Source organism: Gemmobacter denitrificans (assembly GCF_036964905.1).
In the GTDB taxonomy this organism is placed as follows: domain Bacteria; phylum Pseudomonadota; class Alphaproteobacteria; order Rhodobacterales; family Rhodobacteraceae; genus Gemmobacter; species Gemmobacter denitrificans.
Genome location: NZ_JBALHR010000003.1, coordinates 175,954 through 194,511, shown reverse-complemented (window position 1 = coordinate 194,511; position 18,558 = coordinate 175,954). Strand labels below are relative to the sequence as shown.

Genomic DNA, 18,558 nt, shown 5'->3' with positions numbered 1-18,558 from the left:
GACGCAAAGGCAAAACGAAGACGGGTTCTGCTGTGAATGCACGGTTTTACAGATTGCAAAATTTGTAATATTGTAAATATGACGATTCCTGAATTGTGTGCGCTGGTATGCAGAAAACCTTCATCGGACCGCATCTCCGGCGCTTGCGTCAGGAACGCGGGGAAACGCAGGCCCAGATGGCCCGGACGCTCGGCATCAGTGCGTCTTACGTCAACCTTCTGGAAAACAACGAGAGATCGGTATCGGTCACCATCCTGTTCAGGTTGATGGAGGCCTATGGCGTCGATTGGCGCGAGATTGCCGAAGACGAAAGCGCCAGCCTTCTGCCCGATCTGCGCACGGCTGTACAAGATCCGCTGTTTACAGAATCCCGCCCCGATCTGCCGCAATTGCGGGCAGCGCTGGTGCATAGCCCCGATCTGGCACAGGCCTTTCTGCGCCTGCATCGCGCCTATCAGCAGGTATCGGACCAGCTGACCGCCATTGCGCAACTGGATCAGAATGCGGCGATCACCTCGCCCGAGGCGGCGGTACATCATGTCTTTCGCCGCAACCGCAACCATTTCCGCGATCTGGAACAGGCGGCATCCGGCTTCTGGGGGGAAACGGCGCCCGAACGGGACGAGGTTTACGGCGCGCTGAAGGTCCGGCTGAAATCGCGCATGGGTGTCAGCGTGCGGCTGGCCCGGGTCGAGGAAATGCCGCTGGCGCTGCGCGACTATGACGAGGCGACCCGTGAAATCTGCCTGTCCGAAGCGCTGGACCATACCAACCGCATCTTTCAGCTGACGCATATGTGCGGCCTGCTGGAACAGGGGGCGTTGTTTGACCAGATCATTGCGCGGGCGGGCTTGTCAGAACCGCGCAGCAATGTGCGGCTGCGGGTGGAGCTTGCCAATTACTTCGCGGCGGCGGTGCTGATGCCCTATGACGATTTCCTGCAGGTCGCACGGTCCACCAAATACGATTTCGACCATCTGGCAACCCGCTTCGGCGTCAGCTTCGAACAGGCCTGCCACCGCGCCACAACCCTGCAGCGCGATGGGGCGCAGGGCGTGCCCTTCTTTTTCCTGCGCATCGACAAGGGCGGCAATGTGGCCAAGCGGTTCAACGCCACCAGCTTTCCGCTGGCCGAACATGGCGGGGCCTGCCCACGGCTGGATGTGCATACGAGCTTTCGCACCCCCGGACGCATCGTACCGCAATTCGTGGAAATGCCCGACCGCAGCCGGTTCTTCGTCTTTGCCCGCACCGTGGACCGGCCCACCTGGGCCCGCCATGTGCAGGACAACCGTCTGGCCGTCGCCATGGGCTGCGCGATCGAGCATGTCGGCGAAATCGGCTATGCCGAACCCTTCCTGCTGTCGGGCGCGCCGATGACGCCGGTGGGCATCAATTGCCGCATATGCCCGCGCACCCATTGCGACCAGCGCGCCCATCAGGCGCTCATCATGCCTGATCCGGGCACAGCCATGCGGCGCGGGGCCACCCGCTACGATACCTGACCGGCGGCCTCGTTCACCAGATCGGCCAAAGCGGCGAATTGTGGGCCAAGCGGGTTGGATTTGCGCCAGACAAGGCCCAGCGTGCGGCTGGGGCGCGGCAGGGCAAGGCGGGCCACCGATACCGGCGCGGTGCGGGTTTCCACCGCCACCGCCATTTGCGGGATCAGCGTCACCCCGATCCCCGCCCCCACCATCTGCACAAGGGTGGAGAGCGAGCTGCCCTCCATCAGATCGCGCGGCGTGGCGCTTGGCATCTTGCAGTAAGACAGCGCCTGATCGCGGAAGCAGTGCCCTTCTTCCAGCAGCAGAAGCCGCATCTCGCGCAACCCCTCGGGCCCCGGCACCGGGCGGCCCGCATCGGCCAGCGGACGGACCAGCACGAATTCCTCGGAAAACAGCGGATGTTCCACCAGCGCGGGTTCGGATACCGGAAGGGCCACCAGCGCCAGATCCAGCCGCCCTTCGACCAGATCCCCGACCAGCCGCTGCGTCACCGCCTCGCGCGGGCGCAGATCCAGATCGGGAAAGTGCCCTGCCAGCGTCTGAATGACCCGGGGCAGCAGATAGGGCGCGACCGTCGGAATGACCCCGATCCCCAGACGCCCCGCCAGATGGCCCTGACTGGCCCGGGCCAGCGTCGCCAGTTCGTCCACCGCGCGCAGAATATCGCGGGCGCGGCGGGCAAAGGCCTCCCCCACCGGGGTCAGCCGCACCTGCCTTGGCCCGCGTTCAATAAGCGGGGCTCCGACAATCGCCTCCAATTCCTTCATCTGAAGCGACAGCGCGGGCTGCGACACCGCGCAGGCTTCGGCTGCACGACCGAAATGGCCATGGGTGGCCAGCGCCTCGAAATAGCGCAGATGCTTCATCGACAGGGCATTCATAAGAATTTCATATCGACATGATTTGAAAATGCAAATTCTAATTATCGCTCAGCCTTGTTAGAACGATTCCAGAGCCGGGGCGGGGCGATTCTGCCGCAACGCAGCATTGCCCCGCACCTTCCCGCCAAAAGCCAGATCAGGAGAGATGTCATGGACGGAAACGATATGAACCCCGCGGGCAAATGCCCGGTGATGCATGGGGCGATGACCTCGACCGGCACGTCGGTCATGGCCTGGTGGCCCAATGCGCTGAACCTCGACATCCTGCATCAGCACGATACGAAGACCAATCCGCTCAAGGGCTTCAACTACCGCGAGGAAGTGAAGAAGCTCGATTTCGCCGCCCTCAAGGCCGATCTGCACGCGCTGATGACCGACAGCCAGGAGTGGTGGCCGGCAGACTGGGGCCATTACGGCGGGTTGATGATCCGCATGGCCTGGCACTCGGCCGGCTCCTATCGCAGCGCCGATGGCCGTGGCGGTGGCAATACAGGCAACCAGCGCTTCGCGCCCCTGAACAGCTGGCCGGATAACGGCAACCTCGACAAGGCCCGCCGCCTGCTCTGGCCGATCAAGCGCAAATATGGCAACCGCATCAGCTGGGCTGACCTCATGCTGCTGGCGGGGAACGTGGCTTATGAATCCATGGGCCTGAAAACCTATGGCTTCGCCTTTGGTCGCGAAGACATCTGGCACCCCGAGAAAGACGTCTATTGGGGCTCGGAAAGCGAATGGCTGAAATCATCGCGCTATGACAGCGACGATGACCGCACCAGCCTGGAAAACCCGCTGGCCGCTGTGGTCATGGGCCTGATCTATGTGAACCCCGAAGGCGTGAACGGCCAGCCCGACCCGCTGAAAACCGCCGCCGACATGCGCGTGACCTTCAGCCGCATGGGCATGGATGATGCCGAAACCGTCGCCCTCACCGCTGGTGGCCACACCGTCGGCAAGGCCCATGGCAATGGCGATGCGTCGCTGCTGGGCGCCGCCCCCGAAGGCGCAGGCATCGAAGAGCAAGGCTTCGGCTGGGTCAACAACACCACCCGCGGCATCGGCAACAACACCGTCACCAGCGGCGTCGAAGGCGCATGGACGACCCACCCGACCCGTTGGGATGGCGGCTATTTCGACATGCTGCTGAACCACGACTGGGAACTGCGCCGCTCGCCCGCAGGCGCCCAGCAATGGGAACCGGTGAACCTGCGCCCCGAGGAAATCCCCTCGGATGTGGAACGCAGCGGCGGCACCACCCGCATCGTGATGACCGATGCCGATATGGCGCTGCGCGTCGATCCGGGCTTCCGCGCCATCTCCGAACGCTTCGCCAAGGATCAGGCCGCGTTCGATGACGCCTTCGCCCGCGCCTGGTTCAAGCTGCTGCACCGCGATATGGGGCCGAAGTCGCGCTATATCGGCCCGGAGGTTCCCGCCGAAGATCTGATCTGGCAAGACCCGATCCCCGCAGGCACCACCGGCTATGATGTGGAGGCCGTGAAGGCCAAGATCGCCGCCTCCGGCCTCTCGGTGGCCGATATGGTCGCCACTGCATGGGATTCGGCGCGCACCTTCCGCCAGTCCGACTATCGCGGCGGTGCCAATGGCGCCCGCATCCGTCTGGCCCCGCAGAAAGACTGGGAAGGCAATGAGCCCGCCCGTCTGGCCCGCGTGCTCTCGGTGCTGGAACCCATCGCCGCCGCCTCGGGCGCCTCGGTTGCCGATGTGATCGTGCTGGCTGGTGTGGTCGGTGTGGAACAGGCGATCAAGGCCGCAGGCCACAACGTCGCCGTGCCCTTCGCACCGGGCCGTGGCGATGCCGCGCAAGAGCAAACCGACATCGAAGGCTTCGCCGTACTGGAGCCGCTCGCTGATGGGTTCCGCAACTGGCAGAAGGCCGATTACGCCGTCGCCCCCGAAGAGCTACTGCTCGACCGGGCGCAGCTGATGGGCCTGACCGCGCAAGAGATGACCGTGCTGATCGGCGGGTTGCGCGTGCTGGGCGCCAACCACGGCGGCAGCGCCAAGGGCGTGTTCACCACCCGCCCCGGTGCCCTGACCACCGACTTCTTCGTGACCCTGACCGACATGGGCAACAAATGGGTTCCGACCGGGCGCAACAGCTATGACATCGTGGACCGCAAGTCGGGCGCGGTGAAGTTCACCGCCAGCCGCGTGGACCTCGTGTTCGGCTCGAACTCGATCCTGCGCGCCTATGCCGAGGTCTATGCCCAAGACGACGCGGCCGAGCGTTTCGTGGCCGATTTCGTCGCCGTCTGGACCAAGGTGATGAACGCCGATCGCTACGATCTGGTGGCCTGACCGGCCCATAGACGTTCTGGATCGGGCGGCCCTTCGCGGGGCCGCCTTTTCCTTTGCGACCGCATGCTGCCTGGCTGTTTGGGTCAACCTGACACTCCCTGGGGATTTTCGCCCCAAGCGGCTTGCGGGGCGGCGCAGGATCGGCTAAAGCCCAGCCAGCCTGCGAAGGATGCCGGTGTAGCTCAGCTGGTAGAGCACGTCATTCGTAATGATGGGGTCGGGGGTTCGAGTCCCTTCACCGGCACCATCCTTCCGGGCTTTTCCCAAAATGCCGCAAAAGTAAGCGCGCAGCCGCAAAATGAGGCGGCAAGCCCTTGTCCCTGCCCGGCCTGTCGGCAAGGGGTTACCGTGCGCCGGAACCATCGTTAAGCTGACCGGAACGCAGCGCAACGGGACCGATTTCATGGCCATTCATGCCAGTATTCACCACCTGACCCATTACAAGTATGACCGCCCGGTCACCCTTGGCCCGCAGATCATCCGCCTGCGCCCCGCACCGCAATCGCGCACCAAGGTGCTGTCGCACAGTCTCAAGGTCTCGCCCGGTGGGCATTTCGTGAACCACCAGCAAGACCCCTATGGCAACTGGCTGGCGCGGTTCGTGTTCCCAGAGCCGGTGATGGAGTTCAAGATCGAGGTCGATCTGGTGGCCGACATGTCGGTCTATAACCCGTTCGACTTTTTCGTCGAGGACAGCGCCGAATTCTGGCCTTTCGACTATCCTGCCGATCTGGCCGATGATCTGGTGATCTATCGTCGCCCCGAACCGGCCGGGCCGCGGCTGCAGGCCTTTCTGGATGGCGTCCCGCGCGATCGCGTGCGGGTCACAGATTTTCTCGTGGCACTGAATGCGCGGGTCAACGCGGCGGTGAACTATACCATCCGCATGGAACCCGGCGTGCAGACGCCGGAGGAAACGCTCAGCCTCAAATCCGGCTCTTGCCGCGATTCGAGCTGGCTTCTGGTGCAGGCGCTGCGCCATCTTGGCTTTGCCGCGCGCTTTGTGTCGGGCTATCTGATCCAGCTTGCCCCCGATGTGAAATCGCTGGATGGGCCCTCGGGCACCGAGGTGGATTTCACCGATCTGCATGCCTGGGTCGAGGCCTATATCCCCGGTGCGGGCTGGATCGGGCTGGACCCGACGAGCGGCCTGCTGACCGGCGAAAGCCATATCCCGCTGGCCGCAACCCCGCATTACCGCAATGCCGCGCCCATATCGGGCGGCTATTCCAGCGCGGGCACGCCGCAGGTGGAATTTGCCTTTGATATGCAGGTGCGCCGGGTGGCCGAACATCCACGCATCACCAAACCCTTCAGCGACGAGGCCTGGGCGCGGCTGAACGCCATGGGCCGCAAGGTGGACGCCGTGCTGGCCGAAGGCGATGTGCGGCTGACCATGGGCGGCGAGCCGACCTTCGTGTCGATCGACGATTTCGAATCCGCCGAATGGAACACCGAAGCCGTCGGCCCGCAAAAGCGCGACCGCGCAGATCAGTTGATCCGCCGTCTGCGCACGCGCTTCGCCCCCGGTGGCTTTTTGCATTACGGGCAGGGCAAATGGTATCCGGGCGAAAGCCTGCCGCGCTGGACCTTCTCGCTTTATTGGCGGCGCGATGGCGTGCCGGTCTGGCGGAACCCCGATCTGGTGGCGGTCGAGGCGCAGGATTACAAGGTCAGCGCCGAAGACGCCGGGCGCTTCATGGAGGCCTTTGCCGAAAACCTTGGCATCACCCCGGAACATGCGCAGCCCGCCTTTGAAGACCCGGCAGAGTGGATTTTGAAGGAAGCCAACCTGCCGCCCAATGTCAGCCCGGAAAACAGCAAGCTGAAAGACCCGGAAGAACGCTCGCGCTTTGCCCGGGTGTTTTCGCGTGGTCTGACCGAACCTTCGGGTTTTGTGCTGCCCCTGCAACGCTGGCAATCCAAGGCGGGGGCGCCGAAATGGCGGTCCGAGATGTGGAAACCCCGGCGCGGCTATCTGTTCCTTGTGCCCGGTGACAGCCCGGTGGGCTTTCGCCTGCCGCTGGCGGGGCTGCCCTATATTCCGCCTGCGCAATATCCCTACAGCTATCCGGCCGATACCTCGCTGCCGCTGGCGCCCCTGCCGGACTTCTACGCCCGCGTCGCGCCGCATCGGCTGGCCGAAGTGCAGGCCGAGCTGGACCGCTTGGCGCAGGAGGCCGCCGAGATTGCCGCGATGACGCCGGAAACCAGCGCGGGCCATACCCAAAGCGGCACCACGCGCGCGGACAAGCCGGGCCGTCAGCGGCAGGTGGCACAGGTGGGCGTGGATCCGGCAGAGGGCGCGGTGCGCACCGCCATCGCCATGGAACCGCGCGACGGGCGTCTGTGCCTGTTCATGCCGCCCTGTGAAGCGCTGGAAGATTATCTCGAATTGCTGGCCACCGCCGAAGTGACCGCCGAGGCGCTTGGCCTGCCCATCCATATCGAAGGCTATGCGCCCCCCAACGATCCGCGCCTGAACGTGATCCGCGTCGCCCCCGATCCGGGTGTGATCGAGGTGAACATCCACCCCGCCCATAGTTGGGAAGATTGTGTCGCCACCACCGAGGCGATCTATGACGAGGCGCGCAATTGCCGCCTGGGCGCCGACAAGTTCATGATCGACGGCCGCCATACCGGCACAGGCGGCGGCAACCATGTGGTGGTCGGCGGCGAAACGATGGGCGACAGCCCCTTCCTGCGCCGCCCCGATCTGCTGAAATCGCTGATCCTGATCTGGCAGCGGCACCCATCGCTGTCTTACCTCTTCTCGGGGCTGTTCATCGGGCCAACCTCTCAGGCCCCGCGCATTGACGAGGCACGGCATGACAGCCTTTACGAGCTGGAAATCGCGCTGAACCAGATTGGCGATCCGGTGGCGGGTGGGCCGCTGCCGCCGCCCTGGCTGGTGGACCGGCTGCTGCGCAACATCCTGATTGATGTCACCGGCAACACCCATCGCGCCGAGATCTGCATCGACAAGCTCTATTCCCCCGATGGCCCCACAGGGCGGCTGGGTCTGGTGGAGTTTCGCGGGTTTGAAATGCCGCCGCATCCGCGCATGAACCTGGCGCAGCAATTGTTGATCCGGGCGATCATCGCGCGCTGCTGGAAGGCGCCGGTTACGGGCAAGCCGGTCCGCTGGGGCACGGTGCTGCATGACCGCTTCATGCTGCCGCATTTCATCTGGGCCGACTTCCTCTCGCTGCTCGACGATCTGGGCCAGCATGGCTTCAAGCTCGATCCGGTCTGGTATCAGGCGCAGGCCGAGTTCCGCTTCCCCTTCTGCGGGCAGATCGAGGTTGAGGGCGTGCATCTGGAGCTGCGGCAGGCGCTGGAACCCTGGCATGTGCTGGGCGAAACCGGGGCGATCGGCGGCACGGTGCGCTATACCGACAGCTCGGTGGAACGGCTGCAGGTGAAGCTGACCACCCTGCATCAGGATCGCTACCGGGTGATGTGCAACCGGCGACCCGTGCCGCTGGCGCGCACCGGCACCAGTGGCGAGGCCGTGGGCGGCGTGCGCTACAAGGCGTGGCAACCGGCGGCGGCGCTGCATCCGGTGCTGCCGGTCAATGCGCCGCTGACCTTCGACATCTATGATGATTGGACAGGGCGGGCGCTTGGCGGGTGTGTCTATCACGTCGCGCATCCGGGCGGGCGCAACTATGACACCTTCCCGGTGAATGGCTATGAGGCCGAGGCGCGCCGTCTGGCGCGGTTCGAGGCGCATGGCCACCAGCCCGGAAGCTATGCCCCTGCCCCGGAACAGCCGCATCCGGAATTTCCGATGACGCTCGACCTGCGGCGCGCGCCGGGTCTATAACGGCGGAATGACACCCGCCGCAGCCCCCCTGCCCCGCACCGCCCTGCTGGCGGATTACACGCCGCAACCCGGCGTGGCCGATGAGCTGTTCGACGGACAGGGCCGCATGCGCCCGGTCTGGCAGCCGTTCATCACCCAATTGGCCAGCCTCTCGCCCGAGGACGTCGCCACCCGCTTTGGCCGGGGCGCGCAATATCTGCGCGATGCCGGGGTCTATTTCCGGCTTTATGGTGGTGGCCCGGCACAAGAGCGTGAATGGCCGCTCAGCCATGTTCCGGTTCTGATCTCGGATGCCGAGTGGCAGGGCATCTGCGACGGGCTGGCCCAACGGGCCGAATTGCTGGAACGGGTGATGGCCGATCTATACGGCCCGGCGCGGCTGGTGGCTGACGGGCATCTTCCGGCGGAACTGGTGGCCGAAAACCCGCAATGGCTGCGCCCCATGGTGGGGGTGACACCCGCATCAGGCCATTGGCTGCACCATCTGGCCTTTGAAATCGGCCGTTCGCCGGACGGGTCGTTCTTTGTGCTGGGCGACCGGGCGCAGGCGCCTTCGGGCGCGGGCTTTGCGCTGGAAAACCGCATGGCCACGACGCGGATCTTCTCGGACCCGTTTCCCCGCGCCAATATCCGCCGTCTGGCCGGGTTCTTTCGCGCCTTCCGCGCGACGATGGAACATCTGGCCGGTGATGGCCGACGCATGGCGATCCTGACCCCCGGGCCGAACAACGACACCTATTATGAACACACCTATATCGCCCGTTATCTGGGCCTGACCTTGCTCGAGGGCGAAGACCTGATCGTCGAAAACGGTCAGGCCATGGTGCGCACTGTGAAAGGGCTGGAGCCGCTTGGCCTGCTCTGGCGGCGGATAGATGGTGATTTCTGCGATCCGCTGGAACTGGACGAAAGCTCGCAGATCGGAACGCCGGGGCTGATCGGTGCGATCCGCCATGGTGGGCTGAACCTTGTCAACGCGCCAGGATCGGGGCTGCTGGAAACCCGCGCCTTCATGGCCTTCCTGCCGCGCCTGTGTGAAACCCTGCTGGGTGAAACCTTGCGCCTGCCCAATATCGCAACATGGTGGTGCGGCCCGCCTGCGGAACGGGCCTATGTGATGGCCAATGCCGGGCGCATGATGATCGGTGGCGCGCTGGATACCGCACTTCCCTTTGCCAGCGGCAACGACACCGTGCTGGGCCCCGAAACCGCGCTAGCCGCGCGGCTGGACCGCGACGGACGGCGGCTGGTCGGGCAGGAGGCGGTCACCCTGTCCACCACCCCCGCATGGGCCGACGGGAAGCTGGTGCCGCGTCCGATGACAATCCGGGTCTTTGCCGCCCGCACGTCTGAAGGTTGGACCTTCATGCCCGGCGGCTATGCCCGGATCGGCAAATCGGATGATGCGATGGCGCTGGCCATGCAGGCGGGCGGATCGGTGGCCGATGTCTGGGTGGTCGCCGACCGACCTGTGCCAGCCGATACACTGGTCAGCGGATCAGGCCCGGAACGCGCCCCGCCCGGCATCCTGCCCGCCCGCGCGGCTGACAATCTGTATTGGTTGGGCCGCTATGTCGAACGGGCCGAAGGCGCGATCCGCCTGCTGCGGGCGTGGCATCTGCGCATGGCTGAAACCGGCGATGCGTCCGAGCCGCGCATGGCGGCCTTTGCCGAACATCTGGCCGGGCTGGGGCTGACCCCCGACCGCCCGATCCCCGAAACCCTGCCCATGCTGATCGGGGCGGCGCGTGGCGCGGCATCAAAGGTGCGGGACCGGTTCTCGCCCGATGGCTGGAACGCGCTGAACGATCTGGCCCGTTTTGCTGACCGACTGACCGGGAAGGTGGCGGAAAACGGCGATGCGGCACAGGCGCTGTCGGTGCTGCTGCGCAAGATTTCCGGGTTCTCCGGGCTGGTGCATGAAAACATGTATCACTTTGCCGGCTGGCGCTTTCTGTCACTGGGCCGGGCACAGGAACGGGCCGATGGCACGCTGCTGCTGCTGGCGGCCTTCACCGGCCCCGAAGCCCCGCCCGGCGCGCTGGAAATCGCCATCGAGGTGGGCGACAGCGTGATGACCCATCAGCGCCGCTATCGCTTTGGCCCTTCACCCGAAACCGTGCTGGACTTGCTGGCGCAGGATGCACAGAACCCGCGCGCCGTGCTGTACCAGATCGCCCAGATGCGCCATCATCTGGAACGTCTGCCGCAACCGCAGCCGGGCGGCGAGATGCCCGAACTGGACCGGGTCTTGCTGACGCTGGACACCGATCTGCGCGTGGCCCGGCCGGCTGACCTGACCGTCGAACGGCTGGGCGAACTGCGCCATCGTCTGGCCGGGGTTTTCGGCCTGATTTCCAGCCGCTATTTCCGGTAGGTGGCCATGCGCTATGACATCCGCCTGACCATAGAATACAGCTATGCCGCGCCATCGGATCAGGTGCGCAACCTGCTGCGCCTTTTGCCTGCCGATCTGCCGGGGCAGCGGGTGGGCGCACGCGTCTTGACCATTACACCAGCCCCGGATGAACGCCGCGATGGCGCCGATTTCTTCGGCAATTCGGTCACGCAGGTCGGCTGGCACCGCCCGGTCAGCCAGTTGCGCTTTGACCTGCGCGCCGGGGCCGAACGCCTGCCCGCCGCAGTGCCGCAAGATGGCCCGGCTTTGGTAGACCTGGCCGCGCTGATGGCGGGGCAGGGCATTGGCCCGATGGCCCCGCTGCATTTCACTGCACCGTCCCCCCGCATCGCGCCGGTGGCAACCATTGCCGAGTTTGCCCGCGCGGCCCTGCCGCATGCCCCGACGGTTCCGGCCAGCATTGCGGCGGTGGGCATGGCGCTGCATGACGCGATGACCTTTGACCCAGACGCCACCGATGTGACCACCGCCCCGGAAACCGCCTTCGCCAACCGGCGCGGTGTCTGCCAGGATTATGCGCAGATCATGGTGGGCGGGCTGCGGTCGATGGGCATCCCTGCGGGCTATGTCTCCGGCTTCCTGCGCACCACGCCGCCGCCAGGGCAACCGCGATTGGAAGGGGTGGATGCGATGCACGGCTGGGTGATGGCCTGGGCCGGGCCAGAGCTGGGCTGGCTGGAATATGACCCGACCAACCGGCAATGGGCGGGCGAAGATTACGTCACCGTGGCCCGGGGCCGCGATTACGCCGATGCGGCCCCGGTGCGCGGGGCCTTGCGCACGGCGGGCGCGCATGACACGCGCCACGCCGTTGATGTGATCCCGCAGGAAGACGGGGCCGCGATCAATCTGCCCGGTCGTCCTTGAAGGTGCGATGGCCCGAGATCATGGTCGAAACCATGCTCTGTCGGCTCATGATATCTTCGCGGATGGCCGCATAGATGTGGATGATCATGAAGATCACGATGGCCCACATGCCCAGATGGTGCAGCGTGTGCAGCCGCTGGCTGTTCTGCACCAGACCCAGAACCCAGCCAAAGATACTGTCCGGCAACGATCCCTGCCCTGCGCCTTCGGCATAAAGGGCCCAGCCGGTCACGATCATGAAGCTGATCCCCAGCGTCATGAAGAAGAACATCGCGATCTGTGCCAGCGGGTTGTGACCGACATACTTCTTCGGTGCAGGTTCCAGAAACAGATACCAGCGCAGTTCGAACAGAACCTCGCGCCACCAGTGGCGATTGGTCAGCGGCAGCACGAACATCTGGCGCGCGTGGTGGTTTCCGGCGAAGGCCCAATAGATGCGGCCGAAGAAACCCACGGTCAGCACCATTCCGGCGGCGAAATGCGCAAAGCGGATATAGCCGAACACGAACTGTTCCGTCGCCTCGGCGATCTGCATGCTGGGGGGCGGGGCACCGATGAAATACCCGCTGATGATCAGCACTAGGATCGCCAGCGCATTGATCCAGTGCCAGATCCGCACCGGTGCTTCGTACACATAGACCGAGGTGCGCAGCCGGACCGTTTCAATGTCTTCCGCCGTGGCATCGCCGGTCAACAATGCGGCCTGCAGCACGGGTCCCTTGTCGGGGGCAGAAGTTTCCATCGGATCACCCCACCATCAGCCAGAGCCCGGACAGCGCGATGCCTGCCCCAAGCGCCCGCTGCGCCAGAGGCTGCACCGCCACCGCCCGCGCGACCAGCACACCGATCAGATGCAGCGCCGCCGTTGCGATCAGGAACCCGGCAAGATAGGCAAAGGCATTGCCCGCGGCCTCAGTCGCATGGGCATGGCCATGGGCAGTGGCAAAGGCCGCGATGGCCAGCAGCGACGCGCCGGTCAGGGCCGATGTCTGGCCGCGCCGCGACATCAGCGTCAGCAGACCGAAGGCCAGAACCGACAGGGTGATGGCCATCTCGACCCCAGGAAAGGCGATCCCGGCCCAGCTTGCCCCGGCCCCCAGCACCATCGCCGCCATGAAGGCCCCGGCCCCCGCCCAGAAACGGCCCGGCAGCACAAAGCCCGACCACAGCCCGACAGCCAGCATGGCCAACAGGTGATCCATGCCCAGAACCGGGTGCGCCAGCCCATGCACAAAGCCCGAGGTATCGCCATGCCCGGTATGGGCCAGCGCCGGTGCTGCGATCAGGCAGGCGGCAAAGGCGGTGAATGCAAGTTTCTTCATCATGGTTCTCCTTACCGGACCTTGACCTTGGCCAGTTCCTGACCATCGGGCGACATGACATGGGTGGAACAGGCAAGGCAGGGATCGAAACTGTGCAGGGTACGCAGGATTTCGACCGGCTCTTCGGGGCGTTCCACCTTGGTGTTCATCAGGCTGGCCTCGAAGGCACCGATGTTGCCGGCCAGATCGCGCGGGCTGCCATTCCAGGTGGTCGGCACGACGCATTGATAGTTTTCGATGCGGCCATCCTTGATGCGGATCCAGTGACCAAGCGCACCGCGCGGGGCTTCGGTCATGCCGACGCCCTTCGCCTCTTTCGGCCAGGTTGACGGGTCCCACTTGGCAATATTGGCGGTGCTTTCATCGCCGTTCTTGATGTTCTGCACCAGCTTGTCGAAGAAATGCTTTTGCAGACGCCCGCAATATTCGCTTTCCAGCGCCCGGGCCGCCGTGCGCCCCAGCGTGGAAAACAGCGCCGAGACCGGCAGATTCATCGTGCGCAGCAGGCCTTCCACCTGGTTCTTGATGTCTTCATGCCCCTTGGCATAGCCCACGACATAGCGGGCCAGCGGCCCCACTTCCATCGCATGGCCCTTCCAGCGCGGGGCCTTGATCCAGCTGTATTTCGCGCCTTCATCCAGTTGTTCGATATGGGTGCGGCTGCCCTTGGCATTCGGGCCCAGTTCGAATTTCGGGCTGGTCACACCATCCCAGGGATGCAACCCCCGGCCCGGTTCGGCCCCGGAATATTCGTACCAGGAATGATCGACATGTTCCTGAATCTGTTCCGGGTCGCGCACATCGACATCCTGCACTTCGTTCAGGTTGCCATTGATGATCGCGCCGCGCGGCAGATGCAGCTGTTCAGGGCTGAAATCGTTCGGATGTTCCGGAATGTCGCCATAGGCCAGGACCGATTTGCCCGACAGCCCGCCGCCATACAGCCAGTTCTTGTAGAAGCCGCCAATGGCCACAACGTCGGGCAGATAGACGTTGCGATTGAACTCGATGCACTTGTCGATGATCGACGACACAAGGTTCAGCCGCTCCATGTTGATCGCCCCCACCGCGCCGGTGGAATGGACATTGATCGGGCAGGGCACCCCCCCCACCAGCCAGTTGGGATGCGGGTTCTTGCCGCCAAAGATCGTGTGGACCTTGACGATTTCCTTCTGCAGGTCCAGCGCCTCAAGATAATGGGTCGTGGCCATCAGATCGGCTTCGGGCGGTAGCAGATAGGCCGGATTGTCCCAATAGCCGTTCTTGAAGATGCCCAGTTGGCCGCTTTCGACAAAGGCCTTGAGCCGGTTCTGCACATCGCGGAAATAGCCGGGGCTGGACAGCGGATGGTTGGGGCTGACGGCCTGCTGCAATTCGCTGGTGGCCTTGGGATCGGCCTTCAGCGCATTGATCGGGTTCACCCAGTCCAGCGCGTGCAGATGGTAGAAATGCACGATATGGTCATGGATCTGCAGGTTCAGCTGCATGATGTTGCGGATGGAATTGGCATTGTCGGGGATGGTGATGCCCAATGCATCTTCCACCGCCCGCACCGATGTCAGCGCATGCGTGCCAGTGCAGACCCCGCAGATCCGTTCGGTAAAAGCCCAGGCATCGCGCGGATCGCGGCCCTTCAGGATCACCTCCAGCCCGCGCCACATGGTGCCGGTGCTGACGGCATTGGTGATGATGTTGTTGGCATCCACATTCACCTCGCAGCGCATGTGGCCCTCGATCCGGGTGACCGGATCGACCACGACACGGGTGCCTGCGGTATCAAGGGTAAAGCCGTTCGGCGTTGTCACGGTCATGGCCTTCAGCCCTCCACCTTGTCCTGGGTCTTTTTCTGCGCGCGCTTCAAGGCGCTGACAGCGGCATGCACCGCCACGGCACCGCCCACGACCCCCGCTGCCGCCATGCCGATCTGATCGGCATTCCGTTCCACGCCGAATTGCTTGATGTTGGTCAGCCGGTCATAGAACGACCCCTGATCCCAGAACCCATCTTCGGAACAGCCGATGCAGCCATGACCGGACTGGATCGGGAAGCTGACACCTTCGTTCCAGCGGATGGTGGAACAGGCGTTATAGGTGGTCGGCCCCTTGCAGCCCATCTTGTAAAGGCAATAGCCCTTGCGGGCATTTTCGTCATCCCAGGCCTCGACAAACTGGCCGGCATCGAAATGCGGGCGGCGATAGCATTTGTCGTGGATGCGCTGGCCATAGAACATCGCAGGTCGGCCCTGACGATCCAGTTCCGGCAGGCGGTCAAAGGTCAGCATATAGGTGATGACCCCGGTCATCACCTCGGCAATCGGCGGGCAGCCGGGCACCTTGATGATCGGCTTGTCGGTGATGACCTTGTGAACCGGCGTCGCGCGGGTAGGGTTGGGCGCGGCCGCCTGCACGCAGCCATAGCTGGCACAGGCCCCCCAGCTGATGATCGCCTTGGCGCCTGCCGCCGCATGGCGCAGCTGTTCGACAAAGGGCTTGCCGCCGACGATGCAGAACATCCCGTCTTCGTTCAGGGGCGGGTTACCTTCGACGGCCAGGATGTAGTTGCCCTTGTATTTCTCGATCGCCTCTTCCAGCGCCGCCTCGGCGGCATGGCCTGCCGCCGCCATCAGCACATGGCTGTAATCAAGGCTGATCATCGACAGGACCACATCCTTGGCCAGCGGATGCGCGCCCCGGATGAACGATTCAGAACAGCAGGTGCATTCCAGCCCATTGACCCAGATAACCGGCGTGCGCGGTTTGGTTTCCATCGCATGGGCGATCTTGGGGACAAAGGCCGGGCCAAGGCCCAGGGCGCTGGCCGTCAGCGCACAGTATTTCATGAAGCTGCGCCGGGTGATCCCCTGACGGCGCATCACCTCATAGAAGGTCTCGATCTGGCTCAACGCTGGCCCCTCCCTGATGTTCCACGGTGCAGGCGCACCTCTCCGCGGTTCAGGAAATCAGCCGCAGGGGCGCGGGGACACTGAAAAGATACAATGGCATACCGAAGCGATTTTTCAGCACAGCCAATGCGTTATGGTCGATCCGCCGCAGCAGGGGCGGTTGATGTCTTGCCGCTTGGTGCGCGGGGTGGTTACCGGCCTTCCGGCAGGTCCAAAGCCTGCGCCGCCGCAACCATGGCCTGCCCAAGCGCCAACCCGCCATCATTCGCGGGCGTGACAGAATGGGTCAGAACCGGCAGACCGCGCAGGTTTTCCTGCATCAGCCGGGCCAAGAGCGCATTCTGAAAACAGCCCCCCGAAAGGGCAATGGCCTTCGCTTCACCGGTTTCTACCCATCTGCGGGCGGCAGCGCCAAAGGCAGATGCCAGACCGCGATGAAACTGCAGCGCCATGTCCGCATCGGGCCGCCCCGCCAGAACATCCGTCCTCAGCGCGCGAAACAAGGGCGCGGTGTCGATCTCGGCCCCCCGCGTGCCAAGGGAATAAGCCTCGGAATGGCTGGATCGCTGCGCCAGCGCCTCCAGCCGCATGGCGGCTTCGCCCTCATAGCTCTGCCGATCTGCACAGATGCCCAGAACCGCCGCCACCGCATCGAACAGCCGCCCGGCACTTGATGACTTTGGCGCGTTGATCCCCTTCGCAATCGCCTGCCGCAGCAGATCGCGCGGCTGGCCTGCAAACAGATGATCCGCCCAATCCCCAAGCCCCGCCTGATCCAGTTGTGCCAGCGCATTGCGCCAGGGTTCCCGCGCCGCGCGGTCGCCCCCGGGCAAAGGTGTCGGCCGCAGCCCGCCCCGATGGACAAAACCGCGATAGTCACCCAGCAGCACCTCGCCCCCCCAGATTGCGCCATCTGGGCCAAGCCCGGTGCCATCCAGAATGATCCCGACCACTTGGCCCCCGTCCAGCGGCCAGCCATTCTCCGCCAGACAGGCCGCCAGATGGGCGTGATGATGCCAAACCTCGACCACCGGCAGCCCCATCGCCCGGCCTGCCTGCGTGGCGCGATACCCTGGGTGCGCATCCACCGCGACCAGCTCGGGCCGGTGGTCGAACAGCGCCGTGTAATCGGCCACTGCCTTGTCAAATTCCTCGGCGCAAAGCGCATCGTCCAGATCGCCCAGATGATGCCCCAGCAATGCCTGCCCGCCCTTGGTCAGACAAATCGCGCCCTTCATCTGCCCGCCAAGCGCCAGAACCTGCGGGGCCGCCGCAAAACCCGGCGGCAAGGGCAGCGTTCCCGGCACCCGGCCCCGCGCCCGTCGCAGCACCATGGGCGGCTCGGCCCGCTCCACGCTGTCATCCAGCCGCCGCGCAATGTCGCGGTCATGGATCAGCAGCGCATCGGCCACACCCGCCAGCTTCTGCCGCGCCTCATCATTGCCCACCACCTGCGGCTCGCCCGACAGATTGGCCGAGGTCATGACCAGAACGCCGCCAAAGCCCGCACACAGAAGGTGATGCAGCGGGGTCGCGGGCAGCATGACCCCAAGGTCCACCATGCCCGGCGCCACCGCCTCGGGCAGCACCCCGGCCGAAGGCACCAGCACGATGGGCGCAGCCGGATCGCGCAGCAGCGCCAGCGCCTTTGGCCCCAGCACCGCAACCTGCCGCAAGGCGGCCTCGCGCCCCATCAGGGCGAGCGGCTTGGCAGGTCTGCACTTGCGCGCCCGAAGCCGCGCCACGGCCGCGCCATTGGCGGCATCGCAAGCCAGATGAAACCCACCCAGCCCCTTGATCGCCAGCACTTCCCCGGCCCGCAACCGCGCCACCGCCAGCGCGATCGGATCACCCGACACCTCCTGCCCCGCCACTTCCAGCCACAGCCGCGGACCACAGGCCGGGCAGGCCACCGGCTGGGCATGAAACCGCCGGTCCGTCGGATCGGCATATTCCGCTGCACAATCGGCACATAGCGGAAAGGCCGCCATCGTCGTCTGCGCCCGGTCATAGGGCAAACCGCGCAGAATGGTGAAGCGCGGCCCGCAATGGGTGCAATTGGTAAAGGCATAGCCCTGCCGCCGCCCCGGACCTTCGATCTCTGCCGCGCAATCGGCACAGATTGCAGCATCGGGCGTCACCCGGGTGTCCGCCCTGCCTGCCCGGCTTTCGTCAATGTCGAACCCGTCAGGCAGGCCGCCCATGAATGGCGCGACCTCTACCGCATCCACCCGCGCCAACTTTGGCGCGCGCGTCGCAATCGCCGCCACAAACCCGTCAAGGTCATCGCCCCGCGCCTCGATGCCCACCCCCTCGGCATCGTTCCAGACCCGCCCGCGCAACCCGAAGTCCCGCGCCAATTGCCAGATGAAGGGCCGGAACCCCACACCCTGCACCTGCCCACGCACCCGGATCGCCACCGCCTTCACCGGCCTGCCCCTTTATCTTGGCCCAAATATCCCCGGGAGGGTCCGGGAGGGCAGGCAGCCCTCCCGGCGGCTGCCATGGGCG

11 protein-coding genes and 1 tRNA gene are annotated in these 18,558 nt (G+C 64.9%); 6 read left to right on the top strand and 6 right to left on the bottom strand.

Translation table 11 applies throughout. The features are described from left to right. The first annotated feature begins 107 nt into the window (after positions 1-107). Positions 108-1,505 (top strand): helix-turn-helix domain-containing protein, encoded by a 1,398-nt coding sequence (locus V6590_RS06675; protein WP_335421174.1) that lies wholly within the window; start codon positions 108-110, stop codon positions 1,503-1,505. On the opposite strand, the gene V6590_RS06670 is transcribed toward V6590_RS06675, so the two are convergent. Beyond that, positions 1,493-2,389 carry a hydrogen peroxide-inducible genes activator gene (locus V6590_RS06670; protein WP_335421172.1) on the bottom strand — a complete coding sequence of 299 codons (897 nt, stop codon included), beginning with the start codon at positions 2,387-2,389 and terminating at the stop codon, positions 1,493-1,495. The two genes, V6590_RS06675 and V6590_RS06670, sit on opposite strands and share 13 nt — an antisense overlap. Before the next feature lie 150 nt (positions 2,390-2,539). Between V6590_RS06670 and katG the strand changes: the two genes are divergently transcribed. The 5 genes from katG (at position 2,540) to V6590_RS06645 (ending at position 11,823) form a co-directional block, all read left to right on the top strand. Continuing rightward, positions 2,540-4,708, top strand: a complete 2,169-nt coding sequence (gene katG, locus V6590_RS06665; RefSeq protein WP_335421170.1) for a catalase/peroxidase HPI — start codon at positions 2,540-2,542, stop codon at positions 4,706-4,708. Between the two features lie 171 nt (positions 4,709-4,879). Beyond that, positions 4,880-4,955, top strand: a tRNA-Thr gene (locus V6590_RS06660). 156 nt (positions 4,956-5,111) lie between these two features. Beyond that, positions 5,112-8,537, top strand: a complete 3,426-nt coding sequence (locus V6590_RS06655; protein ID WP_335421713.1) for a transglutaminase family protein — start codon at positions 5,112-5,114, stop codon at positions 8,535-8,537. A gap of 7 nt (positions 8,538-8,544) precedes the next feature. After that, a complete protein-coding gene (locus tag V6590_RS06650) occupies positions 8,545-10,914 on the top strand; it encodes a circularly permuted type 2 ATP-grasp protein (RefSeq protein ID WP_335421167.1) in 2,370 nt (789 codons plus the stop codon). 6 nt (positions 10,915-10,920) lie between these two features. Beyond that, entirely contained in the window at positions 10,921-11,823 is a 903-nt protein-coding gene (locus V6590_RS06645) for a transglutaminase family protein (protein ID WP_335421166.1), read from the top strand. On the opposite strand, the gene cybH is transcribed toward V6590_RS06645, so the two are convergent. The 5 genes from cybH to hypF form a co-directional block, all read right to left on the bottom strand. Further along, on the bottom strand, positions 11,801-12,565 hold the full coding sequence (gene cybH / locus V6590_RS06640) for a Ni/Fe-hydrogenase, b-type cytochrome subunit (protein WP_335421165.1): 765 nt from the start codon (positions 12,563-12,565) through the stop codon (positions 11,801-11,803). The two genes, V6590_RS06645 and cybH, sit on opposite strands and share 23 nt — an antisense overlap. A gap of 4 nt (positions 12,566-12,569) precedes the next feature. Further along, a complete protein-coding gene (locus tag V6590_RS06635) occupies positions 12,570-13,145 on the bottom strand; it encodes a HupE/UreJ family protein (protein ID WP_335421163.1) in 576 nt (191 codons plus the stop codon). A gap of 11 nt (positions 13,146-13,156) precedes the next feature. After that, positions 13,157-14,956, bottom strand: coding sequence for a nickel-dependent hydrogenase large subunit (locus tag V6590_RS06630; RefSeq protein ID WP_335421161.1), 1,800 nt, complete (start codon positions 14,954-14,956; stop codon positions 13,157-13,159). 5 nt (positions 14,957-14,961) lie between these two features. Next, a complete protein-coding gene (locus V6590_RS06625; RefSeq protein WP_335421159.1) occupies positions 14,962-16,047 on the bottom strand; it encodes a hydrogenase small subunit in 1,086 nt (361 codons plus the stop codon). Between the two features lie 191 nt (positions 16,048-16,238). Next, on the bottom strand, positions 16,239-18,476 hold the full coding sequence (hypF, locus tag V6590_RS06620) for a carbamoyltransferase HypF (RefSeq protein WP_335421157.1): 2,238 nt from the start codon (positions 18,474-18,476) through the stop codon (positions 16,239-16,241). Positions 18,477-18,558: the final 82 nt, after the last annotated feature.